The sequence below is a fragment of the Vibrio sp. 10N.247.311.13 genome, assembly GCF_041467595.1.
GTDB lineage: Bacteria > Pseudomonadota > Gammaproteobacteria > Enterobacterales > Vibrionaceae > Vibrio > Vibrio crassostreae_C.
This window is the reverse complement of the sequence record NZ_JBFSUX010000039.1, coordinates 1-25,608: the sequence shown is the minus strand read 5'-3', so window position 1 is coordinate 25,608 and position 25,608 is coordinate 1. Positions and strand designations below refer to the sequence as shown.

Below are 25,608 nucleotides of genomic sequence, written 5' to 3'. Positions count from 1 at the left end.
TAATTATTTGAAGAAGGCTAAGGCTCTCAATCGTGCTTCTTTATGCTCAACGATGGGTTGCCAGTATTCGCTGTCTATTCCGTTTTTAGCGATAAAGTCATGTGGGAAATGTACATGCTTATCTGGGATATTTTGCAGCTCTGGTATGTACTTACGAATAAAAATTCCTTTTGGATCAAACTTTTCACTCTGAGTGATTGGATTGAAAATTCGGAAGTAAGGTTGAGCATCACAGCCCGTACTTGAAGCCCACTGCCAGCCACCATTGTTGGCACTAAAGTCACCGTCGATAAGGTGTGACATAAAGAAACGTTCGCCCCAACGCCAGTCAATAAGCAGGTGCTTGGTTAGGAAGCTTGCCACCACCATTCTTAGCCTGTTGTGCATCCAGCCCGTTTCAACCAGTTGACGCATTGCTGCATCAACCAATGGATATCCTGTTTTTCCTTCGCACCAAGCTTTGAAGCTAGGATGATCGTGATACCAATCTAAACCATTGTATTTTTGCTGAAAGTTAGCGCCTTTAACCAGTTTAGGATGGTGAAACATCAAATGCTTATAAAAATCTCGCCAAATCAATTCGTTGAGCCAACAAAAGGCCGGTAATTGCGTATCAAATAACAGATCGGGTTGTTGCTGAATCAATTGAATCGCTAACCAACGTGGGCTCACTGCGCCAATTGCTAAATAAGGTGATAGCCCCGATGTTCCTTTAACTGAGGGAATATCTCTCAGGCGCGCATAGTCGTTGACTTTATTGCCTAAGAAATTGGGGATCACATTGCCCAATACATCTTGGCTTAATGGCCAGCGACTCGAATCAACACGCGGAAAATCGAAATCATAGTCAGCGGAGAGGGTTAAGGCTTGTAAGTCGTCAGGAAGCTGTGTTTGTGAACGTTCAGCTGACTCGACAGGAGCTGGACTGCAGATGATGCCTTTCACCTGAACTTCTTTTAACCAAGCGTTCTTAAAGGGCGTAAAGACTTTGAACATTTCGCCTTGTTTGTTGAGAACGCTACCGAGTGGCAGCATAACGTCACAATCGCTGATCTTGAGGTTTAGGCCGCTTGAAATCAGCTTTTTATCGCGAGCTTGTTCATCGACCTCTGGTTCAGAGTTAGCGTAGACGCACTTGGCATCAAGCTGCTGGCATAGTTCGATGAGTTGATTGGATTGGTCGTCAAAATCGGTCGCTTTTAGGTGAAGCAACGTTATCCCGAATTCAGCGAGCTGGGAATCGAGTTGTTTTAGATGACGATAGATAAAATCAGCTTTGATTGGCGCAAGGTGGTGCTGCTGCCACGTTTGAGGAGTTGAAATGAAAACGGCGATTGTTACGCCGTTTTCAACTGCCGAGACGAGCGCTGGGTTATCGAGAATCCGCAGGTCTCGTCGTATCCATAGTATGTCGCTCAATATCCGTATCTCAGTTTAAGTTCTTGAGGGTGCGGGTTTAGGTAAACCTGTGATTCTAGGTATTCGTTCGGGTATTCCATCAGGTAGTGATTGATCAGTGTCAGCGGCACTAACAGTGGGATAACACCTTCTCGAAAAGCTGCAATTTGGTTGGTCAACTCTTGTTTGTGGGCGCTACTCAGTTGTTTCTTAAAGTAACCCTGCAAATGATGCAGCGTATTGGCGTGACTGCCTCGATTCGCGTGATGTGACAATGCTGTCATCAAGCCCTCGATGTATTGAGCCGCCAATTCGTCGATTTCTAAGTCATTACCCGCTAGCAGTTTGCCTAAGCTTTTGTAACCCTCAACGTGGTGACACATGACGAGGTACTTGTGGGCGCTGTGGAACTGAATCAGTTTGTGTTTGGTCACACCTTCATCCACAAGATCGAGCCATTTTTGGTATGTGAATACTCGAGTCATGAAGTTTTCACGCAAAATGGGATCGTTAAGGCGACCGTTTTCTTCAACGGGGAGTAACGGGTTACCATCCATAATTTGTTGGGTGAACATGCCTACGCCAGTCGATTCAGAGCCGCGACCATGGTGGTGGTACACCTTCACGCGCTCCATACCGCAGGTTGGGCTTTTTTGACACACAATAAAGCCAGCAATGTGTTGGTTTTTCTTTGAGTAGTTTTGACCGAACTCGATCAGTTCGTTGGTCACATCACCTGAGCCATCAGGGCGAGAAACATGGATGATGTCATCTAGCATTCTTGTCTGACGAATGGTTGGACGAGGGGTTGGAAGGCCAACAGCCATCTCTGGGCAAACAGGTTCCAATTCCACGTAGTCTGCTAGGTCGTCTGTACAAAAACGAGAGCGTTTATGACCTGTGTCGAAACGTACTTTGTGTCCAGCAACACATGCACTGATACCGATTTTGATTTTCTTTTCCATTGGCCAACTCCTTTGCTCTTGCTCTGAGCTTTTTCTTATAGTTCAACATTGCTAATCGTACTTACAGAGCTGGGTGTATTTTTACTTTGACACCGTAGTTGTTTTTATTCAGATGTATTGACGATATACAAGATAGCTACATGCCATCCTGTATATTTATAGCTTGCAACTGGGTTAATAGATATATTTTCCAAGTGGATTGAATAGCTGGCTCACACCTTTTGTGAAGTAAAGCGCATCACTTGAAACGGTTAAACAGACACAACCTTCTTTTGTTGCCGGTTGATGAGTGTGATTGCCATCCAACCAGATGAAGTCACCTTTGTTGTAAACGCCCATTTCGTCTTCGAAACTGCCCTCTAGAAGAAGCGTGATCTCGAAGCCTTTGTGGGTGTGGCAAGGCACTTGTCCATCTTTGTCGATGTGCAACAAGCTGGTGTGGTGTGCTTCGTCAGCAAAATCGAGTCTTGCTCGTGAAATTTTGCCTAGGTTCATCCAGTCCTTTCTCGCTACTGAGTTTAGAGCGCGAGGGATTGTGAATGTCGTGTCAGCAACAGTTACTTTCTGAACCTCTGGAGTCACTTCAACAGACTGAGAAGTATCAGCTGTGATTTGCTCTATCGCGTCAAAATCAAAGTCCATGTCGTCCATTGAGAAGCTGTCTAGATCTTCACTTGAGAATACTGGCTCTGCGTCAAAAGCATTATTCGCTGCTACAGCTGTAAGCTGCTTGACTTGTTGTTGGCAGTGTTCACACAGCTCTACATGGCTAGAAACAATCAAAGAAACTGAATCAGCCAACGTGCCATCGACGAAGTCTTTCAAGATTGCCGCGTTTGGGTGATGTTTAATCATGGTCTTGTTCCCCCATGTGAACTTTTAATTTGGCTAAAGCGAGTCTCAGACGTGATTTCACTGTTCCAAGTGGGACGCCAAGTTGCTGAGCGAGTTGCTCTTGAGAGAGCTCTTGAAAGTAAACGCCTTTGACGATGGTTTTCTGAGCGAGAGGCAACTTTTCTATTTGAGTCATTACGTGTCGGCTCATCAAATGGTCACCGAATGGCAAATCTTCGCTTTGAGACTCGGCTACCATCGCATCGATTGGCCAGATATCGTCGGCTATCGTTTGTTCGGCTTTCGCTTTCACTTTGCGCAACATGTCGAATGCTGCATTACGCATTACCGTGTAGACCCAAGTGGTCGCAGCGCCTTTATCTACATTGTAGAGATGTGCTTTCTTCCAAACATTAGTCATCGTGTCTTGAACTAGCTCGTTTGCAGCAGCTTCGCCACCCAACTTACTGATACCAAAACGCTTGATCTTAGGAGCGAAGAACTTGAACAAACAGGTGAACGCCTGCTTGTCTCGGTCTGTACCAACCAACACCAGCCAGCTCGAGAGCTCTGTCGGTACTTTGTTGTCTGTAGGTACTTTGTTATCGGGAATAATGACATGCTCCTTGCCGTTCCCTGAACTTCTGCTTTCCACTTGCATAGTAACTAACCATCATGCGAATTTGATGGGCATTACGTGAAAGGAGAAAGTCGGGATCACTTTAATTTAAATTAATTTCTACTATACAAAATTATAGTGAAGAAAAGTGCTTATTGCCCCGTAATGATTTGATTCAAAAAAGGAACTAGAGACGGAAAACTGGCTGGCTCAGTAAATTCTGTTTTCTTTTCCAGTGGGATAGGCATCATTTCGAGCAATCGCGCACAGATCCATTGTGGGCTCTCAAAATCAGGAGTGGGATAGAGTGTTCTTATCGAATCGTGGTCGCGAAACAACTGAACCAAAAAAGCGGTAAACACGTTAGGCACTTTATATTCATCGGTAGGCCAGTGAGGTAACAAGCTGAACTTACTTTTAATCAGGTCATCATCGTCTCGAAACGACCCATGCAATTGCACCAACTTTTCGCCTTCGACATCAATTTCTAATATCTGGTCGTCCGACATATTGAAGTCGACGATGGTCACCTTTGTTCCCCAAGAGCTGAGATGATCAGAGTTAGATTTGTCTTGAGTGGCGATAATGAAACCATCGCCCTGCGCTGCGTGAGCGACCATCGCGAGATACTTTGGCTCAAAAATGCGCAGTCTTTGTCTGCCTCCCGGTAAAAGGAAGATGGGGAGGGGAAACACAGCGAGCTCCAGAGAAGACTCTACGGGTGTTTCTGGTTCGGCGTCTGTCCGCGTGGTCTTCCTAGGTGAATTCGGCACATAGTACTCCTTAGTTCAAATGTGATTTGAGAAGATATACGCGGGGAGGGTGGTGTTCGATCAATTCGCTTCGGCTTATGTTCGCAAAGGGATAGATATTTTGTTGCACCTGTTCATAAATTCATTGTTTTTACCTTTTCTCATACGCGTCATTAGGTAATATATGAACAAATAGTAAGCGAATGGGTAGTTGCCAGACGATGCTTCTATCTGACGTTCTTCTATACCTAACATCGCATCAAAGGAATGGTCATGATTGTTATTTATGGTATCAAAGAGTGCTTAAATCCAATTAAGTTGCAGCTCTCTAATGTGTTGCAGCAGTGCTTGAACAGTGAAATGGGTTTACCCGATGACAAGCGAGCACATCGGTTTGTGCCATTGGAACGAGATGACTTCTTTTACCCGGAAGGAAGAACAGAAGCCTATACCGTCATTGAGATAAATATGATGGAAGGTCGAGCGGTAAACACCAAAAAGCGCTTAATTAAGAAGATATTTTCTGAGATAGAGAAGCAGTTAGCTATCTCTCCGATTGATATTGAAATCACCATTAAAGAGCAGCCTTCACATTGTTGGGGTTTTCGAGGGATGACGGGCGATGAAGCACAAGATCTGAAGTACAAAGTGAACGTCTAGGGTTTAAGCTCTTAACTCTTAACTCTTAACTCTTAACACGTAAGACTTAAGCCAATCTATCGAGTGACGGCTTTGGAATTTGATGCCAAAGCCGTTTTCCTAGTTCTCGACACTAACCTTTAAGCATCTAAGCATCTAAGCATCGTCACTCTTTTTTAAATACTGATGCCAATTTTCATTGATCACGTCAAAGTGCTCAACGCAGAACTCTTTTCTGTCTTTCAAATAGTCGTTTTCCACTTCATCGAGCAAGTTCTTATAGGCATCGGGATCGCTGCCATACACCAAGCATAACGTGGAGAAGTAACGCTGCAGGTCGAAACTGTGCTCGTCGATGTATTCCCCCAAGTCGTAATACTCTGGGCGGTCTTCTGACTCGAAAGCGAACATGTCTGCAGCGCTGATAGCAGCGTCGGCCCCATGCTCTACGTAGTTAAGCAGTAGCATGGTTGCTAGGTTATCAACCGCATCTTCTTCTTTACCCAATATGGCAATGTTCTGATCTTCGATATACGCATGCCCAGTCTCGTGTAGCAGGGTGTGCAGCAAGGTATCAATAGCGCCGGTTTGCGCAGATTTCCCATACTCTTTTTCGTATTGGTTCTTCTCAAAGTAATTGAGTGACTCAGCGTAAAAACTGTAAGGGATCAGTACTTGATGGGTTTGTGGATCGTAGAGTGGTCCTTCTTCCCCGCCATATTGAATGGTTAATGGCTTCTCAAACATGAAGAGTTGGTTTGATAGGTCGACCACGGTGTCATTGACGCCACTGTTTTGAATTTCACGTTTGAGCTGCTCTTCTTCAGTATTTTGTGGTGAAGAGAACTCAACGATTAGGTTACTTTGGATTGTTTGTTCACTAGATGCATAAGTGGCGGCAAACACTGAGCTAAGGGCTAGGCTGCAGGTCAATGTTCGTTTCAATAATGTCATCGGCTATCCTTGTGATTACGTTGCGATTCAGAGTCGTGCTGGGGGTAACAACTCCAAGCTGTGTACCCTGATTTAGTTATTGCGTTAGAGTATAAGTTTAGACGGAATTTTGATGCATCGAGGACTGCAATTTTTGAAGTAGGCGCTATCCTATCAATGAATAATCCGCTTAGAGATTCGCCACAAAGAATAAGTAAGCTGAATGAGCGGTGTCGATGTGATTCGTTTCTATTGGTAATTAACAGATAAATTTCGGTTCAACACAACCCTTGTGCTATACTCCGCGCCCCAATCCGAATTGGCTTGTTTAATCTTAGGAAATTATTATGAGTGTTAAAAACGAACTTCAACAAATTAACAACCGTCTAGACAAGTGTCGCCACAAGTTAGATGCTGCTAAAACTCGTAATGATCGTCCTGTTGTTCGTCAGTTCGAGGAAGAGATTAAGAAGCTAACTAAGAAAATTGCCCAGCTTAAACACAAAGAAAGCTATGATGTGAACCAAGAGCGTAAGTCTCTGGTTGATATGCCATTTAGCCGTGAGATCACTAAGGCTGAGCAAGCGGATATGGGTAAACTTAAAAAGTCTGTTAAAGGACTCGTAATTGTTCACCCAATGACGAAGATCGGTAAAGAACTTCGCATTGAGGTTATGACTGGTTACGCACCGAAAAAATTCTAATTACCAGCGATGGTGATTAAAGAGGAGCTAGAAATAGCTCCTTTTTGCTTTTTTAGGTTTTAAGAAAGCAGAGTCAGCGGCATAGGTACTCACGCCGTTTTCAACTTTTAGGAGGTGATTGTTGTCACAAATCCTTTTATCTCCTATAAAAGTTAACGTGCTACTAACATGGTACTAAGCGATCGCAGTAATGTGTTCGCTTTTCGAATCCACACTTTCTCTCCAGTTTGTATAAATATAGGTAGAGCAGCACAAATAATTACAGATAAAACTAGACTCATTAGGGAAGATGAGAACGTAAAAAAATAGAGGTTATATGAATCAATTAATTTCAATTGGACCACTAGAATCCTTCCTAATCGCGATTAGTGTTTTGTTTCTAGGTCATTTCGTCAATGCAAAGCTTCCGATTCTCAAAAAGTACAACATTCCAGAGCCCATTGTCGGCGGCTTGATTGTCGCTTTTGCTATTACAGCCCTGCACTTTAACGGCCTTGATCTTGAGTTTTCCTTGCCCCTGCAGAACACGTTTATGTTGATGTTCTTTGCAACGGTCGGTCTTGCGGCGAACTACACGCAGCTGATAAAAGGTGGTGCTAAGGTATTCCTATTCTTAGGGGTAGCGTCGGTTTACATCATTATCCAAAACGGTGTAGGCGTAACCTTAGCTACGGCACTAGGCCTTGAACCCTTGATGGGTTTGATTGCTGGCTCTATCACCCTTTCGGGCGGTCACGGCACAGGCGCGGCTTGGTCTCAAACTTTTGCAGACACGTTTGGCATTGCAAATACGCTAGAAATCGCGATGGCTTCAGCGACCTTTGGTTTGATCATCGGTGGTATTATCGGTAGCCCAGTGGCGCAAAAGCTGATTGATAAAAACCAGCTTGAATCTGAGTACGGCACTGGCACGCAAACACATGAACGCTTCCCTGAACTTGTTACTTACAACGAGTATGAAGAAGACAAAGTGACGGCGAAGAAGGTGATTGAAGTGTTGTTCATCCTTCTTATCTGTATCACGGGTGCGAAGTACCTAGAGCAGTGGGTGGCGACTTTTGAAATTTCTTGGTTGATGATTCCTGACTTCGTTTACGCGTTGTTTATCGGTGTGTTCATCACTAACGTGTTTGAAGTGACTAAGCTGCATAAGACTGACAGCGAAACGGTCGATATTCTTGGTACGGTGTCATTGTCACTGTTCCTAGCAATGGCGCTAATGAGCCTTAAGCTTTGGAACATATTTGACCTTGCGATTCCGTTCTTGGTTATCCTGGCGGTTCAGGCGGTTGTGTTAGGTATCTTCTCTTACTTTGTGACGTTCAAAGTAATGGGTTCTAATTACGACGCAGCGGTTATGGCGGGTGGTCACTGTGGTTTCGGCCTAGGTGCAACACCAACAGCGGTAATGAACATGGGCTCTTTGGTGAACCGTTTTGGTCCTTCACCACAGGCGTTCATGGTGGTGCCAATTGTTGGTGCCTTCTTTATCGATATCGTTAACCTGATTATCCTTCAAGGTTACATCTCGTTTATCGGTTAATGTTCGCCTTTGTTTAAACGCGATGAGCTCATCGCACTAAGATGAACACAAGAAAGCCAGTCTGTTGACTGGCTTTTTTTGTTCTTGTTTATCGAGGTTTTCTTGCCTGATACCCCTTCGGTTAGGGCTCTGTCACATCAATAACTAGGGCGTGTTGATCTTTCGAGCTGATCTTTGCAGTGAGTTGCTGGGTATTTATACAAGGCAGAGGCATCGATGTGTAGCTAGCCTACATGAGAAGCCGATAACGCAGTAGAAATGACCAGCAAACGCTGCCCGAAGGGTTCGAGCTGGGCGCCACCGCAAAAAGCGTTTTACTCTTTGTTGAGGGAGGTTTGCTTAGAATGACTAGGCTACTTCTCCCTCACCGCGATTAAAACGCTTTTGACTAGGCGTCCCCATCCGAACAAAATTTAACCACGAAAGGTCAACACGCCCTAAAGTGTTGTAACGACTTCATCAAGAGCTAGGCGCGCTTTTGGTTTGCCGTAGTTGTAGTCTTCGCCGTCTTTGTGGTAGCCGATAGCTAGAGCTACATCAACAACGTGACCTTCTAGTTCGTCAGCAAACTCTTCGCTGATCATAGCTGCATCTACACCTTCCATAGGTGTTGAAGCGATACCTAGACGAGCTAGTGTGTGCAGTGTGTTACCTAGTGCGATGTAAACTTGAGACTTAGTCCAGTTACCGTTGAAACCTGTTTCGTCTGTGTTCATTTCTGCGAATGCGTAAGCACCTAAGAATTGCTCGTACATTTCAGCTGGTAAGTGACCAGAGCTTACTTCTGTATCAGCACGCTTCGCGAATTTCTCTTTAGTGTACTTAGGATCGTGAGCAAACAGGATCGTGTGTGACGCTTCTTTCGCATGTGGTTGGTTAAACTGGAACATGTTTTCGAAAGTATTGTGGAAGCGTTGTTTTGCTGCGTCACTCTCAATGATGATGAATTTCCAAGGCTGAGAGTTGATAGAAGAAGCTGACAAGCGAAGTGCTTCTTTGATTACTTCCATGTCTTCCGCAGAGATGCGCTTTTCTGCATCGTATTTTTTAGCTGTGTAACGAGTGTTTAGATCAGTAATGATTGGATGAGTCATGTTGAATCCTAATATCTATCAATAATAAATGTTGTAGGGTTTTATGTTCAGTTACGTCAACAATAAACGGATAACCAATTTAAACGAATCTCAATAGATTGAACGTCTAAATAGTTATCGAACATGCCCCAATAAATCGAGTATCTGCGGTAGCTCAAGTCGATGGGTGTAAGATAATAGAAGAATGACTCGGGAAAAATAGCGAACATATCAAATCACTATGGTTAATAATGTCCATAATGATTCAATAAGTGTGATCTTAATGGAGGTGGAATCTCTAGATTCAGTAGCTTAGTACGCTTTGATACCATATTGGCGCAATAATGGCGGAAGTACGCTGTCTAGGTTGGGGATATCTTCTGGCGTGATTTCGATTAAACCAAAACCATGCTCTTCATAGATTTTTCTCGTAGCTTCACGTTTATTTTCGGCGATTGGCGCAGAATCAGTTCCCCAGAACTGGATGTATACTTTGCCACTTGGTAGATAAAAATCGCTGATCACTTCTTTTGATATCGGAAGCGGACGCTCGTACGCATGGACCACTCCTGCCATATAAAGCCAGTTATCAATGATCAGCTCTCCCTTTGATCGAACATAATGCCCGTCTAAGCTTCGGTGCTTCGCCTCAAATTTCTGACGAAAACTGGAGAATGACACATCGGTCGAGTGGCTTTCAGCATCATGCCCTAGGAATTCAACAACAGACTGCTTTAAACGTTTATTGCGAACCAATGAGTCGTGCCATACCACGAATAAGTTTTGAGTCGCTTTGTCTTCTCTTTGTTCACCTCCGGCTTTTAAGCCTGTAGAGGTGACATGCCAACCGTCTTCTTCTTTTGTTATCCAACCAAGCTCGTTGAGCAGTAAGTTGATTTTCTTTGCGCTGAGTTGAAAGGCACTGCCAAGCTGGGTGGCGGTGAGTGTTTTTCCTGAGAATGAGTCCAAATCGATAAGCAGTTTCTCTGGCCAGACAATAAAGACACCAAACTTCTTGTGTTCGACATATTCCCCACCAAAGCTTTCTCCCCGTTCTGTGAGAATCCAACGCTCTTGTGAGCGCACGATATAACCCGCTGTTTTTAGATCGCTAAATAAAGTTTTAGCTTCTATGCCTTTTTGTTTAGCGAGTGCGGATGTGGAAATTTTGTCTGACATAGTCTTTTCTCAAATAGCAGAGTGATCCGCTGATGGGTTTTGGTGAGATACATGATGTGATAGCACAGGCGAGTACCATATCACATCTACTAATGCCAACTGCTGCTCACTGGTCTATGTTTTTAGTAGAAAGTCATGTCTGATTTTGATTTTGTGGGAAATGTGGTTCTTTCTGTAATTAAATTACATGATTAGCGATTCTGCTCATCTGGGTGCATATTTTCTATACGTGACACGATGTTCTTTTATACGGTTTATATAGATCTTAGATGCTATATTTTATTAAGTGTGATTTTGATCACTATTTATTTTTAAGTATTACAAGATAAAGCGTGATCTAGATCTTGTGTTAATGATATTTATTCTCATTAATTTGGCTTTGTAATTTTAATTCATGGTATTTTTGTGATCTAAAGTGCTCTTGTTAACCCTAAAGTGTTTTTCGTGTGTGATGGTTGTCACGAAAGTTGGGCTAAGGTGCATTTTAGAAATGTTGTGATACATTTTAATCGACTTTTGAGTACACACTTTCGGTCATTTGACCAACCAATACATTACGGGGTTCTACCTATGTTATCACCAGAAGCAAAGATTAAGGTTCAAAACTTTGGTCGTTTCTTATCCAATATGGTAATGCCAAACATCGGCGCATTTATTGCGTGGGGTTTCATTACTGCACTATTCATCCCAACCGGTTGGTGGCCTAACGAAACGTTAGCATCAATGGTTGGCCCTATGATTACATACCTATTGCCACTATTGATTGGTTACACCGGTGGTAAAATGGTTGGTGGTGACCGCGGTGCGGTAGTAGGTGCCATCACGACAATGGGTGTTATCGTTGGTACTGATATCCCAATGTTCATGGGTGCAATGATTGTGGGTCCACTAGGTGGTATCGCAATTAAAAAATTCGATGAAGCTGTTCACGGTAAAGTGAAGAGTGGTTTCGAAATGCTAGTGAATAACTTCTCTGCGGGTATCATCGGCATGATCTGTGCGATCATCGCGTTCATCGTGATTGGTCCTGCGGTTAAGATTCTATCTGGCGGACTTGCTGCTGGCGTAAACGCAATGGTAGAAGCAGGTGCATTACCTCTAGCATCTATTTTTGTTGAACCTGCGAAAATTCTATTCCTAAATAACGCAATCAACCACGGTATCTTCTCTCCACTAGGTATCCAGCAATCTGAAGAGATTGGTCGTTCAATCTTCTTCTTAATCGAAGCAAACCCAGGTCCTGGTTTTGGTCTTCTACTTGCTTACATGGTGTTTGGTAAAGGTAGCGCGAAGCAATCTGCTGCTGGTGCATCTATCATCCACTTCCTAGGTGGTATCCACGAAATTTACTTCCCTTACGTTCTAATGAACCCACGTCTAATTCTTGCGGTAATCGCAGGTGGTATGGCGGGTGTATTCACTAACGTAGTGTTCGATTCTGGCCTTATCTCTCCAGCATCTCCAGGTTCTATCTTCGCAGTCTTACTGATGACGCCAAAAGGCTCTTACATCGGCGTGATTCTATCGGTTATCGCAGCAACGGCAGTATCGTTTGTTGTAGCGTCAATCCTCCTTAAAACATCAGCGCAAGATGATGAGGAAGATTCACTAGAGAAAGCTTCTGCACAAATGAAAGACATGAAAGCGTCTTCTAAAGGTGCAGCATCAGAAGCAAACGTAAACCTAGCGGATGTAAAAGCAGTTTATGTAGCGTGTGATGCGGGTATGGGTTCAAGTGCAATGGGTGCGGGTCTACTACGTAAGAAAGTAGCAACAGCTGGCCTAGACATTGAAGTGACCAACTACGCAATCAACAACCTACCGGCTGATTCGCAAATCGTTATTACGCATAAAGACCTAACAGACCGTGCTCGTAGCACTGTGCCAGGTGCGATGCATATGTCTCTAAGCAACTTCCTAGACGGCGGTGTATACGACCAACTAGTTGCTGAACTTGTCGATGCTCAAAGTGGTGAAGCGAAAGTAGAAGCTCCGGCGCCTGCAGCAGCTCCAGCGCAAGAAGGCAACAAGCTTGCACTCACTGACGACAGCATCTTCCTTGGCCTTAAAGCGACTCAAAAAGAAGACGCAATCAAGTTTGCTGGTGAACAATTAGTAAAACTTGGCAACGTATCACCAGAATACGTAGATGGCATGTTTGCTCGTGAAGAGCTTGTGTCTACTTACCTAGGTGAGTCTATCGCAGTACCACACGGCACAATCGAAGCGAAACAGTACGTACAAAAAACCGGCATCGTTTTCTGTCAGTACCCTGAAGGTATTCAGTGGGGCGAAGATGAAGATGATATCGCGAAGATGGTTATCGGTATTGCCGCACAAGGCGATGAGCACAACATGGTGCTGATGGCTATTACCAATTCACTCGATGATGAAGAAGCTGTGGAATGCCTACAGAACACAACAAACCCTGCTGATGTTCTACGTATTCTCAACGGAAACTAAAAAGCTCTAGTCAAGCTCCTGAGTGAAGGAGGCCGGTATCCCCCTACTGGCCTCATTTTCGGTCTTAATCTTTCTAACAAGATTCAGTCTGAATAGCTTACTGCTTAATGCCTAGGGCACATCGTCAAGGCATGTTGTTGAGCAGTTAGCTATCTAGATTCAAATATTTATAAGGTCAAAATTATGAAAGCGTTACATTTTGGTGCAGGTAATATCGGTCGTGGTTTCATTGGTAAGCTTCTTTCTGATGCTGGTATGAAGGTTACGTTTGCTGACGTAAATGAAACGGTTGTAAATGCGTTAATTGAACGCCAAGAATACCCAGTTAAGATTGTTGGCGAAGAGTGTGTTGTCGAAGTTGTTAAGAACGTGACAGCAGTAAACTCAGCGACAAGCGCAGTAGTAGATTGCATTGCTGAGTCTGATCTTGTGACGACTGCAGTGGGCCCTACGGTTCTTAAAATCATCTCTAAGTCTATCGCTCAAGGCATTGAAAAGCGTGCAGCAGCAAACAACACTGCACCAATGAACATCATCGCGGCAGAGAACATGGTTCGCGGTACTAGCCAATTAAAAGCAGCCGTGTTAGAGCACCTTTCTGATGAAATGAAAGCGTTCACTGAAGAGCACATTGGCTTTGTTGATTCTGCGGTTGACCGTATTGTTCCACCGGCAGAAGCGGGCGAAACAGATCCTCTAGCGGTAACGGTTGAAACGTTCAGCGAGTGGATCGTAGATCAAACACAATTCAAAGGTGAGATTCCAAACATCCCAGGAATGGAATGCACTGATAACCTAATGGCTTTCGTTGAGCGTAAACTGTTCACGCTAAACACAGGTCACTTGGTAACGGCATACCTTGGTGTGCTTGCAGGTCATGAGACTATTAAAGACTCTATCGAAGATGACGTAATCCGCGCTGAAGTAACAGCGACGATGGAAGAGAGTGGTGCGGTTCTGATTAAGCGTTACGGCTTTGATCCAGAAGCACACGCTGCCTACATCCAAAAGATTCTAGGTCGTTTTGCTAACCCGTTCCTACGTGATGAAGTAGACCGCGTTGGTCGTCAGCCAATTCGTAAACTGAGCCCGCAAGACCGCCTAGTTAAGCCTCTAAACGGTACATTAGAGTACGGCCTACCGAATGCTCACCTAGTAAAAGCAATCGCTGCTGCGTTCCATTACAAGAATGAAGACGACCCACAAGCGGTTGAACTTCAAGCAATGTTCGCAGAAAAAGGCTTTGCTGAGACATTAGCGCATTATTCTGAGCTGAATAGTGACTCAGAAGTTGTTAAACTAGCGGAAGAAGCTTATCTAGCATTGAAATGATAAACCATCAAAGTGCCACACCAGTGGCACTTTCTTATTGTCGAGCCGTTATGCCAATACAAACAAGCCATGAAACTGAATTACTCGAAGCCCTTTCGGAAGCTGAGAGTGCTAGCGCCTGCCTAATGGCTGCTTATGATGCATTGGACGACACGGTAGATGCCGTATTAAAAAACATCTTTAAGAAAGACGACACTGCAATTAAGTTCGTTGTCGAGCCACTTCTCAACAGTGGTGGGCCGTTAGGCGAGATCATGATTCGTGCTAAGTTGCTACTCGGACTTGGCGTGATCAGTAAAGAACTCTACGACGATCTAGAGGTTTTCGTTACCTTGAAAGAGTGGGCGAAAATACAGGGTGAAGACACCAGCTTTACAGAAGTTGATGTGATATTTGAGCTCAACAAGGTGCACGCGATTCAGCGTATTATGCCTATCGAATATGACGCGGAGATGGTGGAAACGATGTCTGGCCCAATGCTTGAAATGTTCTTGGGGCGACATAATCAAAAGGTGAAGTCGACGATCGTATTAGCTATCACTGACATTATCACTACCCTATGCCGAGATAACGCGCTGAGCTCTTAGCTCTAGTTTGCAGCTCTGCTTATCTTGTTTCACATCCTACATAACTTGTAGCTGTTCGTTCGTTTCAATACAAAGATTAAAATGATGGCGGTTTCTCTCGTTGGAGAAATCGCTTTGTTGTTTTTGTGCTTCTAAAAAATATCCGAAATATCTTCCCATTAAATACAAAAGCAGCAGGCACAAAAAAAGCCACATTCAGTGGCTTTTTCTATTCAAGACGCTCTCTTTATAAAAACGCCCTGCTATTCAAGACTATAGGAATTATAGGTCTTGGATGTTCTCAGCTTCTAGCTCTTGGAAGTAGCGTAGAGTCTTAACTTTTAGCTCTTGTTGAGCTGGCTCATCAGCAACGATGATAGCTTTACGGTGCATTTGTAGAGCTGTAACAGTCCACATGTGGTTTACAGAACCTTCGATAGCCATTTGAAGCGCTTGAGCTTTGTTGTGGCCTAGAGAAAGGATCATCACTTCTTCAGCATCTAGAAGAGTAGCAACACCGATAGTTAGTGCGTATTTAGGAACTTGGTTGATGTCGCCATCGAAGAAACGAGAGTTCGCGATACGAGTGTCTTCAGTCAACGTTTTGATACGAGTGCGTGAAGATAGAGAAGAACCTGGTTCGTTGAATGCGATGTGACCGTCGATGCCTACGCCGCCCATGAACAGGTTGATTTTGCCGTATGAACGGATTTTCTCTTCGTATGCTGCACAGTGAGCATCGATATCTTCAGCTTTGCCGTCTAGCAGGTTGATGTTTTCTGCTTGGATATCAACGTGGTTGAAGAAGTTCTCGTGCATGAATGTGCGGTAAGACTCTGGGTGGTTAGGGTCGATGCCAACGTACTCATCCATGTTGAATGTTACAACGTGCTTGAAGCTAACTTCGCCAGCTTTGTAAAGTTCAATTAGCTCAGCGTAAGTAGTTAGAGGTGTGCTACCAGTAGGAAGACCTAGTACAAATGGACGCTCAGCCGTTGGAGCGAACTTGTTGATTGAATCTGCGATATGACGAGCAGCCCATTTACCTACTTTAGCTTTGTTGCTTAATGGAATAAGTCTCATTGATTTTGCCCCTAGAAATAAAATTTTATAGTGTTCTGAAACATTAATTCGCATTATAAAATAAGTTATCCAGTTCCGCTATTGTTTTAGGTCAAGTTTTTGCTTTTTTCGTCGTAACTGTGACTGGAACTCTCAAAATTGCACAATTATTGTATGGATATTTGGTGGCGTTAAACAAGATTAATACGTTTGTCATATACAGCAATGTTGATCTAATTCAGCACCTGAAAGGGTTGGTGTGTTTCTATGCCTTGATACGATTATTGCAATAATGGCATCGCTCGAACCATTGACGAATTTTGGTGCATTAACGTGTTTCGAGTATAAACAAGCGTTGAGCGTATAGTTGAAACTAGAAAAATAATGATGGCAATGGAGCGCTATCGTGATAAAAGACAGGGGCAGGATGAAGAACGATGAATCTCAGTGGGATGAATACCCATAAGATTGAACGAGAGCTGTGTTTTAGTCACGCTATCGCTATGAATTGTATATAAATATTGGTAAAAATGGATAGGTTGGCTAAACTTACCAATTACAAAGAAGATGTGTGTTTGAAGGCAAAAAAAAGCCCAAAGTGATGAGGTATCACTTTGAGCGATTTTACTAATCTTCTAACACTAACTCACTTTCGTATTCTTCCCTAGATACGTCGCCGCGTTTGCAGCCGTTTAGGGTGTGAAAGCGACGGCGTCCACGAGCCAGTTGAATGTACTTCAACCAAACACGCTCTAACTTGGACTTTGCCTTATGAGGGTGAGACAACACTTTAATGAAGTGTTTTTCTTCTGCATTGATTGGTGCTAGTTCACCAGTTTCAAGTGCAAGCATAGTGTCACCAAACAAGGTTAGGATTTCCTCTTCTGAAAGAGTAAAATCACCCGACTTAGCGAACCCTCTCGGGAATTTAATGGTGTCATAAAAACGTTTTTTTCCGTGTCGGAATTCGGTCTCAGACATATCAGCCTCAGTAATGTGGTTAGATAGAAATTAGTGTTTATTGCTCACGCGAAAATATTGTTAAAAGGCTAAAATAGGAAACAAAATGTTTTTGCCTTTACGATAAACAATCCTAGATCGGCTAGTTAGCAGATTTATTACAGAGATGTATTTGATGGATGTGAAAGTATTTAGAACCTTTCTTGAGGTTGCAAGGGTGCGCCATTTTGGGCGTGCAGCTGAAAACTTGTATTTAACACAAGCGGCGGTGAGTGCGCGGATCAAACAGCTTGAAGGCTATTTTGATACTCAGCTCTTCATTCGTGACCGCAATAACATCAAACTCACATCTTCCGGTGAACGTTTGATTGGTTATGCCGAAGTGATGGTGTCCACCCTACAACAAGCCAAATTTGAGCTGTCGCTAGAGAGTGGTAAAGCCTTGCAGTTAACGCTGGGCGGCACGCCGAATATTTGGGATGCGTATCTGCAAAACTGTTTAAGTGTGGTAACCGACTCTTTTGGTGGTTACGGCTTTATGGCAGAGGTGATGGGGCGCGAGCAACTGAACCGTAATTTGTTAGAACGAACCTTAGATATGGCTTTCGCGTTCGATCAGATCAAAGCAGAAGAGCTGAACTGTAAAAAAGTCGCTGACTTGGTTTTGGTGTTGGTATCAACGCAGCAAGATGATCTGGAATCTGTATTTCAACATAAGTATGTTTATGTGGATTGGGGAACGCGCTTTGGTTCTGAACACGCAGAACGTCACCCTAAAGTGCCAGCACCGTACCTACGTACCTCTACAGCCCGTATCGCCCTCGATTTCATTTTAGAGAAAGGCGGCAGTGCGTATCTTCCGGTGTCTCTAGTCGAACCTTTTATCGATTCGGGTCAGCTGCACAAGGTGAAAGGGGTTGAAGACTGGTATCTCCCAATTTATCTGAGCTACCGTAAAAGCAGTACCTCGGTTGATGCGATCATGCAGGTTGAGAAGTTGGTTAATGAGATTGACCCATCGACGGCTTACACATTGCAGCAAGCCGCTGAACAAGCACCTGAGTAACGGCATTCGCGGTAAGCAGTGGCTTTGCTGATTAGATTCAATAAAAAATGGCTCCCAACTAATTGTATAGTTGGGAGCCATTTTTGTTTTAAACCAGAAATGTACTTCTTTTCGGAACTAGAGATCGTTTCTAATTCCATAAATATCGTTTAGGCCTGGTATGTGTAGCCTTTATTAAAAGCCCTATAGGTTCATTAGATTCTCAATAGACTCTTCAAGAGAGTGTGACATGTACGAATGGATTTGATTGCCATCCGTTGCGTCAATCTCGATCATAGAAATCCCGTTGTCCGCTTTGTCTTCAAGAAAGCTTAGAGACTGCTCGACTGATTGACTGGTGAGAACCTGTTGATTTGATAAAACAATACGACATGTGTGTAGAACCATAGCCTTTTCCTTTTTATATTCGATCGGTCTCTGCATCTTGGCGTGCTAAGTACCGATCGTTGACGTTGTGAGAAGAATGCCCTCTCTAGGTTAAATTTAGTCGAATTGAATAAAATTAAAACCCTTTTTTGTGATTTATCTGACCTTCGCTTCCGAAAGTGGCTAGCGACAATGGTGGTTCACGGTAAACTTTTAGGTATCGGATCAAACGCTATGGTAAGTGGGAAGAGTACGGCATGTCGAAAAAGATCAATCACAACAGCAGCTTAACCAGTGAGCAGTGCCATTTGGCTCGATATGCACGAGATGCTCGCTTTGATGGGATGTTTTTTACAGCGGTGAAAACGACAGGAATTTTTTGTCGCCCGATTTGCCCAGCCACACCACCCAAAGAAGAAAACGTCGAATATTTTTCCCATCAAGCTCAAGCATTGAAAGCGGGATATCGTCCTTGTTTACGTTGTCGACCAGACAGCGCACCTTTTTCGCCGGCTTGGAAGGGCGTCGAAACCACTTTCTTACGTGCGATGCAGTTGATTGATAATGGCGCTCTGAATTCAGGATCTATCGTCGACCTTGCAACGCGGTTAGGTATTTCAGATCGTTATTTACGAACCTTATTCGACAATTACATCGGCGTGTCACCCAAGCAATATAGTCTGTACAGTCAATTGATGTTTGCCAAGCAGTTGCTGCACACCAGTAGCATGAGCATTACTGATGTCGGCTTTGCTAGTGGCTTCAATAGTACGCGCCGTTTTAATGATGCCTTTCAAAAAGAGCTGCAGCTTTCGCCAAGCCAAATTAGGCGAGCGAAGCCAAGTGACACTCAGAGTAATCATATTCAGCTTGGTTTTCATGGACCCTTAGATTGGAACCACTTGTTGAGGTTTTATCGACGAAGAATGATTGAGGGCTTAGAAGGCGTTGGCGAAGATTATTATAAGCGCACGGTAAATGTGAACGGGTCAAAGGGTTGGTTCAAGGCGACTTTAGCCAAAGATAACCGCTTGGATATTGAATTCGAGTTGGATGATATAAGCCAATTAAGAAGCTTGATTGCGAATATCCGCCGTATGTTTGATCTTGATGTCGATATTGCCAAGGTTGAGACGTTCTTTACGACTATCGATCCTAACTTGGTGGCTAAGAGTGGTATCCGTATTCCTGGCGTGTGGAGTGCTTGGGAGGCAGGCGTGAGAGCGATTCTAGGACAGCAAGTTTCGGTAACCGCGGCGATTGGTCAGCTTAACTTATTGGTCAAAGAGCTTTCTGATGAACATGAGAAAGCCAGCTTCCCAACACCAAAACAGATAGCGGACGCTGATGTTAGCTTCTTGAGAATGCCGGGAAGCCGCAAAGAGACCCTAAAGCGTTTTGCAGAATACATGGTCGACAATGAAGCTGAGCATCCTTCCAAATGGATTGAGCTAAAAGGGATTGGGCCTTGGACTATTCAATATGCACTGCTTCGCGGGTTAAGCGAACCTAATCATCTGTTGGTTGGTGACTTGGTGGTGAAGAAGTTTATTGAGCATCGCCCCGCCATCAACACGGAGAGTGTTTCGCCTTGGGGTAGTTACGCCACGTTCCACTGTTGGAATCAGTCTTAATCGGAATACTAAGCTAGGAGATATCATGGACAACCGTTTTACTTACTATGAGAGCCCATTGGGAACCGTGACGTTACAGGCGAACGATGAAGGCTTGCTCGGCCTTTGGTTCGAGACACATACCACCAAGCCGGAACCGTTGGGTGTTCAAGATGATAGCTTTCCGATCTTTGCATTGGCTATCGAGCAGCTTAATCGCTATTTCTCGGGCGAAGCTATTCAGTTTTCTGTGCCGATTGCAGCCAAGGGCACGCCATTTCAGCAGTCGGTTTGGCAGGCGCTGACGACCATTCCTTATGGAGAGACTTGGAGCTATGCACAACTGGCCGATGCGATAGGCAATCCGAAAGCCGTTCGTGCTGTGGGTTTGGCGAATGGCAAAAATCCGGTTTCAGTGATTGTGCCGTGTCACCGTGTGATTGGTAAAAACGGCAAACTGACGGGTTATGCAGGTGGCGTAGAACGTAAACAGCACTTATTGGTGATAGAGGGAAGAGAGCAAGACTAGCAAGCGATTTAGCCATGAGCCTGTCGAGATGCTGGCTGAATATCTCGTACTACTTAATGGTGAAGGCGAGTGGTTCTTAAAATATGACTTTGAATTAAAATCAACGCTTTCTGGGAAATATCGATTTGGTTGCATATTCTTTGACTATGTTCTCTAGGCAAGGATGCCCAAATGAATAGATTCCCCTTACTAATATCTGGCTGCAGCTCTGCATTATTGCTGACAGGTTGTTTAACTGATACCAGCCGACCTTTCGAGGTTCCACAGCTTGCTCTGTTCAAAGGTATGTATGAGAACGCAGATAATGACAGTTATCTACTTTTTGAATCCGGGCAAGTGACTTATCAAACAACGGATAATTCCGTGACTCGAACCTATCGTGTTGATGATGACTTGATCACCATTGAATTCAATTCTGGAAGCAGCCGAACTGACTCTAGACTAGTGATGCGCATTCAACAGAAGGGCGAGATGCTAACTTGCAACCAATGTCCAGCGATACAATTGAGTAACGTCTGGACACTTGTAGATAAGCCTGTGAAAGACAGTTCGAACTAGAAAAGATCTCCGAATTAAAAAAGATCGCCATTAAGCCATAGGTGTGCAGCGATACTGACGGCATAGCCAATCATGATCACTGGCATCCATTTCAAGTGGCCAAAGAAGGTGTATTTGCCATGCGCCGCGCCCATTAACGCCACACCTGCCGCACTACCAATAGATAACAAGCTGCCGCCAACGCCTGCGGTTAAGGTGATCAGTAGCCAGTTACCCATCGACATTTGAGGTTCCATCGATAACACGGCAAACATCACCGGAATGTTATCGACAATCGCAGATAAGATCCCCACCATGATGTTGGCCCAAATTGGATCCCATTGGCTATACATCACGCCAGAGGCAAGCTCCAAGTATCCCAGTAGACTCAAGCCACCTACACACATTACCACGCCGTAGAAGAACAGCAGAGTGTCCCATTCGGCATGGGACACTCTTCGAAATACATCAAAGGGCACGACTGAACCGAGTCGCTTCAATGCCCCCCCATCATTGTTGGCAATCGCCACCGCTTTTTTCTTCGCCAGTGAATTTGGTAAGGTCTTACGCAAGAAATAACCAAAGAACTGTAGATACGCCAGCCCCATCATCATGCCCATTACTGGAGGGAAGTGGAGTACGGCATGGAAAGCAACCGCAGTGCCGATGGTCATGATGAACAACAACACGATGCGTCTTGCACCGCGTTTTAATTCAACGTGCTGATGCACCGTGTCGGGTTGGGTTGTGGGAACAAAGTAAGACATGATCATTGCAGGGACGAGGTAATTCATCACTGAAGGAATAAATAAGGGAATGAATTCACTGAAGCTCACATAACCAGCCTGCCACACCATCAACGTTGTGATGTCACCGAATGGGCTGAACGCGCCGCCAGCGTTAGCGGCTATCACGATATTCACACAGGCTAGGTTAACGAATTTAGGGTTAGATCCTGCGACTTTCAGAACCACGGCGCACATCAATAGAGCTGTGGTGAGGTTGTCGGCGATCGGTGAGATAAAGAAGGCCAGAATACCGGTTAGCCAGAACAGAGAGCGGAAATTAAAGCCTTTGCCCACCATCCACGCTTGCAGCGCATCAAACAGTCTTCTCTCTTCCATGGCGCTGATGTAGGTCATGGCGACGAGTAGGAAAAGTAACAGCTCAGCGTATTCCAGTAAGTTGTGTTCGAGTGCTTGCTTAGCGACTTCAACAAGGTTGTGTTCTTGGTAGATAAAACCAATGATTATCCAGATCAGTCCTGCTGCAAGTAACACTGGCTTAGATTTTCGGAGCTTTAGGTACTCTTCCATCATCACCACGATGTAGGCGACAACGAAAATGGTCAGGGATAGGTAGCCAGCGAATGAGTTGGTGAGCTTGAGTGGTTCTCCCAACTGAGAAGTGGCAGCACCTGCTACCGAAGAAAAGAGTAACAAAGAGAGAACAGCAGAAAGCTGGATACCTAACATGGATTACGCTCCGAAGTTAATAAGTTATTAACACGGGTAAAAGAGTAGACCTAAATAACCATGTGCAGTGTGATAGATATCTTAATAATTCAATAGATTATAATGAAAGGAATAGACTGTGATGTGAACGAAATACGGTCTTACATACTCAAAATTACTGTCTTCCACACTTAAGTTAAAGACTAAAGACTAAAGACCAAAGAAAAAGCCCTACCGGACTCAGTGCCGATAGAGCTTATTCGAAATTGCCAACATTATGCAGCATTGAGATCAAACGTCAGTGTTTGTTCTGCTGCACATACTTCAACAGGCCAGCCATAGGATTGGTATTCAAGCGCAAGTTTGTCCGCTACTACGCGAGATACTGTTGCAGTGATCCACATGCCTTTGCCCATTACTTGATATTTAAGCGTTCTCATTTCCATAGTCATCACCGTTCTCCTTCTATATTGGCTGCGCGAAGTCTATAGCACCTCTGAGGGCTGAAATTTCGAATTAAGCTCAAATTCTTTATAAAATGGCTCACTGTTTGCGCTTGGCTCAAAACTCAATCAACTAAGGGAAAACGGTTGCGTTCTGGAAGCAAAATCACTTTTTAAGTCTCTGTATTATAATCGAATTAAAATTGACCAGAAAAACAATGTAAGAGATCTCTTACAGCATTATCAGAGATCGCACTAGGTAAAAACTTCTCACTAGAAGCCAGATTTGTGTGGCGATTGTGTGCGTTTTTGGTTGCGCTGTTGAAGCAAGATTTTTTAGTTTTGTATGTGAAATATTCTAATTTATTTAGCGTATGGTCCTGCTTTTAAATCCAAATCACAGTTTTATATGTTGCTGTGCTTCTTTTATTTAAACCGATACGCTATTTGATTTTGGTCATTAACCTTTCGCTCATTAGTTTGCACTATCTATACGTGTTCTGTTCCACATAAACGAGATGTATAGAGGTCCTTATGACTAATCCAACCAAAACCGATCGTAAAGTCACGATCGGCAGCTATATCGCACTCGCGTTCGCGATGGTGTTCTTTTCAGGCTTAATGCAGTCCAATGAATGGTATGGAGTGTTCGATTTTACAACGCTCAACGGTTCATTCGGTAAGGTCGCTTACGATGTGAGTGAAACGGCCGATGGTATTCAAGCGGCAACGACGTCACTGCGTGGTAAAGGCGGTAGTGGTGCTCGCGACGGTTTCATTTTTGCTTTGACACTTATTCCGACCGTGATGTTTGCACTGGGTATGATCAACGTACTTGAGCACTACGGTGCACTGGATGCGGCTCGTAAACTACTGACACCTCTGCTTCGCCCTCTGATGGGTATTCCGGGTAACTCAGGCTTGGCACTGATCGCTTCTTTGCAAAGTACCGATGCTGGCGCAGCGATGACACGTCAGCTGAAAGACGAAGGACATCTGACTAAGCGTGAAACCGATGTGTTCACCATGTTCCAGTTTACGGCGGGTGCGGCGATCGTTAACTTTTTCTCTTCAGGTGCGGTGCTGTTCACTCTAACCGCGATGGACGGCTCTTTAGCGGTGACATCGTCAATTGGTTTGGCTGTCGCTGTGATGTTTATCTTTAAGTTTGTCGGCGCGAATCTGTTCCGTATTTACCTAAACATTACTGAAGGCAAAGAAGACAAACCAAAATCAGACAAAGAACAAAAACTGGAAGAGGAAGTAGCATAATGAGCGAAGTTAAAGCAAAGAAACCAATGGTTACTGATATTTTCGTTGAAGGTGCTAAGAAAGGCTGGGTTATTGCGACTACCTCTACGGTACCGAATGTTCTGATGGCGTTTGTGATCATCAAGGCATTGCAGATAACGGGTGCGCTGGATTTGATGGGCAGTGTATTTGCTCCAATTATGGCGGTATTTGGTTTACCTGGCGAAGCGGCAGCGGTATTGATCGGTGCGTGGATGTCGATGGGTGGCGCGGTGGGCGTGGTTATCACGCTGTTTGACCAAGGTATTCTGAACGGCAACCATATAGCTATCTTGGCGCCAGCTATCTACTTGATGGGCTCTCAGGTGCAATACATGGGCCGTATTATGGGACCAATTGGTACTGAAGGTCGCTACATCCCGGTGATGATCGCGATTTCGGTATTGAATGCGTTTGGTGCAATGTTCTTGATGAACATTATTTTGTAACGTGACTTTGAACGGTTAGCTGCGAACAGCTTTCAGACGTTACAAAAAAGCACACTTAACTTAAAGTTAGACTTAAAAGTTAGAAACCCCTTACACAACGAGGGCTAGAAGCCATTTATCTAACTTTTACATGTAGATCTAATTTTTCTGTAAGAGTTCAGGTGCTAAATGAAAAAATTAGATCACCAAAAATTGGTGGTCTCTACTATATTTTTATCTAACTTTATATGTACTGGTTCATACTCAGTCTGACAAAATCGTGGTTCGATTTCACCTGTTCACACAATCATACACTAACCACTAAACTCATTTTTGGACAAAAATCATTTAGATTATTTACTTAAATCGAGAGTCATCGGATTAGTTCAGGTATCTAAAACTCCAAGGTCTCACCATCAGCAGGAATAAGGACTTTATCTGACAAACCGTTTTTATCAATTGCTTCTTTAAGAATTGGTCGAGTCACTGCACAGTGGTTTAGTGCCTCCATATGGTTCGCAATCACCTTGTTAGGGGAAAGACGGATAAACTCCATCACTTCATCAATAGACATCAATAACGGTTGACCAACGTCCATACGAGCACGACCTGCCGCGACTACTGTGATATCAGGTTTCAACTCAGTCAACGCTCGTTTTACACCATCGGTTAGAACTGTATCACCGCTAATGTAAATAGAAGGCTCATTGGGGAGCGCCAAGAAAAATCCAACACCATTAGCCATTACCTTGTGAATCCATCCATGGCCGTGCAAAGCCGGAACCGCGGTGAGCTTTCCGTCTAGAAAGTCGATAGTTTGCCAGTCTTCAATTCCCCAATTTACCGTTAAGTCGTATTTT

General features: G+C 44.1%; 25 protein-coding genes and 1 pseudogene. 12 read left to right on the top strand and 14 right to left on the bottom strand.

Features of this window, described 5'->3' with window-relative positions; genetic code table 11:
- Window positions 1–3: 3 nt before the first annotated feature.
- The 5 genes from phrB to AB6E52_RS15500 all read right to left on the bottom strand — a co-directional run bounded on the left by phrB (window position 4) and on the right by AB6E52_RS15500 (window position 4,589).
- Window positions 4–1,419, bottom strand: coding sequence for a deoxyribodipyrimidine photo-lyase (phrB, locus tag AB6E52_RS15520; protein ID WP_102320405.1), 1,416 nt, complete (start codon window positions 1,417–1,419; stop codon window positions 4–6).
- Window positions 1,416–2,363 (bottom strand): DUF523 and DUF1722 domain-containing protein, encoded by a 948-nt coding sequence (locus tag AB6E52_RS15515; RefSeq protein WP_017070215.1) that lies wholly within the window; start codon window positions 2,361–2,363, stop codon window positions 1,416–1,418. Before AB6E52_RS15515 ends, phrB begins: the two co-directional genes overlap by 4 nt.
- 174 nt (window positions 2,364–2,537) lie before the next feature.
- Window positions 2,538–3,218 carry a ChrR family anti-sigma-E factor gene (locus tag AB6E52_RS15510; protein ID WP_102320406.1) on the bottom strand — a complete coding sequence of 227 codons (681 nt, stop codon included), beginning with the start codon at window positions 3,216–3,218 and terminating at the stop codon, window positions 2,538–2,540.
- Window positions 3,211–3,858: a sigma-70 family RNA polymerase sigma factor gene (locus AB6E52_RS15505; protein WP_017060967.1), complete on the bottom strand. Its 648-nt coding sequence runs from the start codon at window positions 3,856–3,858 to the stop codon at window positions 3,211–3,213. Before AB6E52_RS15505 ends, AB6E52_RS15510 begins: the two co-directional genes overlap by 8 nt.
- A gap of 110 nt (window positions 3,859–3,968) precedes the next feature.
- Window positions 3,969–4,589 carry an LON peptidase substrate-binding domain-containing protein gene (locus tag AB6E52_RS15500; protein WP_017065084.1) on the bottom strand — a complete coding sequence of 207 codons (621 nt, stop codon included), beginning with the start codon at window positions 4,587–4,589 and terminating at the stop codon, window positions 3,969–3,971.
- 252 nt (window positions 4,590–4,841) lie between these two features.
- Here AB6E52_RS15500 and AB6E52_RS15495 point away from each other — a divergent pair, with 252 nt between their 5' ends.
- A complete protein-coding gene (locus AB6E52_RS15495) occupies window positions 4,842–5,228 on the top strand; it encodes a tautomerase family protein (protein ID WP_102320407.1) in 387 nt (128 codons plus the stop codon).
- Between the two features lie 135 nt (window positions 5,229–5,363).
- Here the strand turns inward: AB6E52_RS15495 and AB6E52_RS15490 are convergent, their stop codons facing one another.
- Complete coding sequence (locus AB6E52_RS15490; protein ID WP_102320408.1) at window positions 5,364–6,161, bottom strand: DUF4344 domain-containing metallopeptidase; 798 nt, start codon at window positions 6,159–6,161, stop codon at window positions 5,364–5,366.
- A 326-nt stretch (window positions 6,162–6,487) separates the two neighbouring features.
- Here AB6E52_RS15490 and AB6E52_RS15485 point away from each other — a divergent pair, with 326 nt between their 5' ends.
- Window positions 6,488–6,844, top strand: coding sequence for a YibL family ribosome-associated protein (locus AB6E52_RS15485; protein WP_017060971.1), 357 nt, complete (start codon window positions 6,488–6,490; stop codon window positions 6,842–6,844).
- 316 nt (window positions 6,845–7,160) lie between these two features.
- On the top strand, window positions 7,161–8,387 hold the full coding sequence (gene gltS / locus AB6E52_RS15480) for a sodium/glutamate symporter (protein WP_017060972.1): 1,227 nt from the start codon (window positions 7,161–7,163) through the stop codon (window positions 8,385–8,387).
- A 437-nt stretch (window positions 8,388–8,824) separates the two neighbouring features.
- On the opposite strand, the gene AB6E52_RS15475 is transcribed toward gltS, so the two are convergent.
- Together AB6E52_RS15475 and AB6E52_RS15470 are read right to left on the bottom strand one after the other, a co-directional pair.
- Window positions 8,825–9,481, bottom strand: a complete 657-nt coding sequence (locus AB6E52_RS15475; protein WP_017061511.1) for an NAD(P)H-dependent oxidoreductase — start codon at window positions 9,479–9,481, stop codon at window positions 8,825–8,827.
- Between the two features lie 291 nt (window positions 9,482–9,772).
- Window positions 9,773–10,639 (bottom strand): hypothetical protein, encoded by an 867-nt coding sequence (locus tag AB6E52_RS15470; protein WP_017061512.1) that lies wholly within the window; start codon window positions 10,637–10,639, stop codon window positions 9,773–9,775.
- 570 nt (window positions 10,640–11,209) lie between these two features.
- On the opposite strand from AB6E52_RS15470, the gene AB6E52_RS15465 reads away from it, so the two are divergent.
- The 3 genes from AB6E52_RS15465 (at window position 11,210) to AB6E52_RS15455 (ending at window position 15,021) form a co-directional block, all read left to right on the top strand.
- On the top strand, window positions 11,210–13,102 hold the full coding sequence (locus AB6E52_RS15465) for a PTS mannitol transporter subunit IICBA (RefSeq protein ID WP_017061513.1): 1,893 nt from the start codon (window positions 11,210–11,212) through the stop codon (window positions 13,100–13,102).
- Window positions 13,103–13,285: 183 nt separating this feature from the next.
- Window positions 13,286–14,434 (top strand): mannitol-1-phosphate 5-dehydrogenase, encoded by a 1,149-nt coding sequence (locus AB6E52_RS15460; protein WP_009846102.1) that lies wholly within the window; start codon window positions 13,286–13,288, stop codon window positions 14,432–14,434.
- A gap of 50 nt (window positions 14,435–14,484) precedes the next feature.
- Window positions 14,485–15,021, top strand: a complete 537-nt coding sequence (locus AB6E52_RS15455) for an MltR family transcriptional regulator (protein ID WP_198592367.1) — start codon at window positions 14,485–14,487, stop codon at window positions 15,019–15,021.
- A gap of 261 nt (window positions 15,022–15,282) precedes the next feature.
- Here the strand turns inward: AB6E52_RS15455 and nagB are convergent, their stop codons facing one another.
- Complete coding sequence (gene nagB, locus AB6E52_RS15450; RefSeq protein ID WP_017057618.1) at window positions 15,283–16,083, bottom strand: glucosamine-6-phosphate deaminase; 801 nt, start codon at window positions 16,081–16,083, stop codon at window positions 15,283–15,285.
- A 606-nt stretch (window positions 16,084–16,689) separates the two neighbouring features.
- Window positions 16,690–17,043, bottom strand: a complete 354-nt coding sequence (locus tag AB6E52_RS15445) for a DUF413 domain-containing protein (protein ID WP_017061517.1) — start codon at window positions 17,041–17,043, stop codon at window positions 16,690–16,692.
- A 154-nt stretch (window positions 17,044–17,197) separates the two neighbouring features.
- On the opposite strand from AB6E52_RS15445, the gene AB6E52_RS15440 reads away from it, so the two are divergent.
- Window positions 17,198–18,088, top strand: coding sequence for a LysR family transcriptional regulator (locus AB6E52_RS15440; protein ID WP_017061518.1), 891 nt, complete (start codon window positions 17,198–17,200; stop codon window positions 18,086–18,088).
- 183 nt (window positions 18,089–18,271) lie between these two features.
- Here AB6E52_RS15440 and AB6E52_RS15435 read toward each other — a convergent pair whose 3' ends face one another.
- Window positions 18,272–18,475, bottom strand: coding sequence for a hypothetical protein (locus tag AB6E52_RS15435; RefSeq protein WP_017061519.1), 204 nt, complete (start codon window positions 18,473–18,475; stop codon window positions 18,272–18,274).
- A gap of 236 nt (window positions 18,476–18,711) precedes the next feature.
- On the opposite strand from AB6E52_RS15435, the gene AB6E52_RS15430 reads away from it, so the two are divergent.
- From AB6E52_RS15430 to AB6E52_RS15420, 3 genes are all read left to right on the top strand, one after another.
- Complete coding sequence (locus AB6E52_RS15430) at window positions 18,712–20,088, top strand: AlkA N-terminal domain-containing protein (protein WP_017061520.1); 1,377 nt, start codon at window positions 18,712–18,714, stop codon at window positions 20,086–20,088.
- Window positions 20,089–20,113: 25 nt separating this feature from the next.
- Window positions 20,114–20,596 (top strand): methylated-DNA--[protein]-cysteine S-methyltransferase, encoded by a 483-nt coding sequence (locus tag AB6E52_RS15425; protein WP_017061521.1) that lies wholly within the window; start codon window positions 20,114–20,116, stop codon window positions 20,594–20,596.
- A gap of 171 nt (window positions 20,597–20,767) precedes the next feature.
- Window positions 20,768–21,154, top strand: a complete 387-nt coding sequence (locus AB6E52_RS15420) for a hypothetical protein (protein ID WP_017061522.1) — start codon at window positions 20,768–20,770, stop codon at window positions 21,152–21,154.
- A 14-nt stretch (window positions 21,155–21,168) separates the two neighbouring features.
- Here the strand turns inward: AB6E52_RS15420 and nhaD are convergent, their stop codons facing one another.
- Both nhaD and AB6E52_RS15410 read right to left on the bottom strand, forming a co-directional pair.
- Entirely contained in the window at window positions 21,169–22,608 is a 1,440-nt protein-coding gene (nhaD, locus tag AB6E52_RS15415; RefSeq protein ID WP_017061523.1) for a sodium:proton antiporter NhaD, read from the bottom strand.
- A 254-nt stretch (window positions 22,609–22,862) separates the two neighbouring features.
- Complete coding sequence (locus AB6E52_RS15410; RefSeq protein WP_017061524.1) at window positions 22,863–23,039, bottom strand: hypothetical protein; 177 nt, start codon at window positions 23,037–23,039, stop codon at window positions 22,863–22,865.
- Between the two features lie 525 nt (window positions 23,040–23,564).
- On the opposite strand from AB6E52_RS15410, the gene AB6E52_RS15405 reads away from it, so the two are divergent.
- Together AB6E52_RS15405 and AB6E52_RS15400 are read left to right on the top strand one after the other, a co-directional pair.
- Complete coding sequence (locus AB6E52_RS15405; RefSeq protein ID WP_017061525.1) at window positions 23,565–24,302, top strand: nucleoside recognition domain-containing protein; 738 nt, start codon at window positions 23,565–23,567, stop codon at window positions 24,300–24,302.
- A complete protein-coding gene (locus AB6E52_RS15400; RefSeq protein WP_004737023.1) occupies window positions 24,302–24,769 on the top strand; it encodes a YjiG family protein in 468 nt (155 codons plus the stop codon). The genes AB6E52_RS15405 and AB6E52_RS15400 overlap by 1 nt, the downstream gene beginning before the upstream one ends.
- Before the next feature lie 373 nt (window positions 24,770–25,142).
- On the opposite strand, the pseudogene AB6E52_RS15395 reads toward AB6E52_RS15400, so the two are convergent.
- Window positions 25,143–25,608, bottom strand: a pseudogene (locus tag AB6E52_RS15395) (MBL fold metallo-hydrolase); the annotation flags it as partial.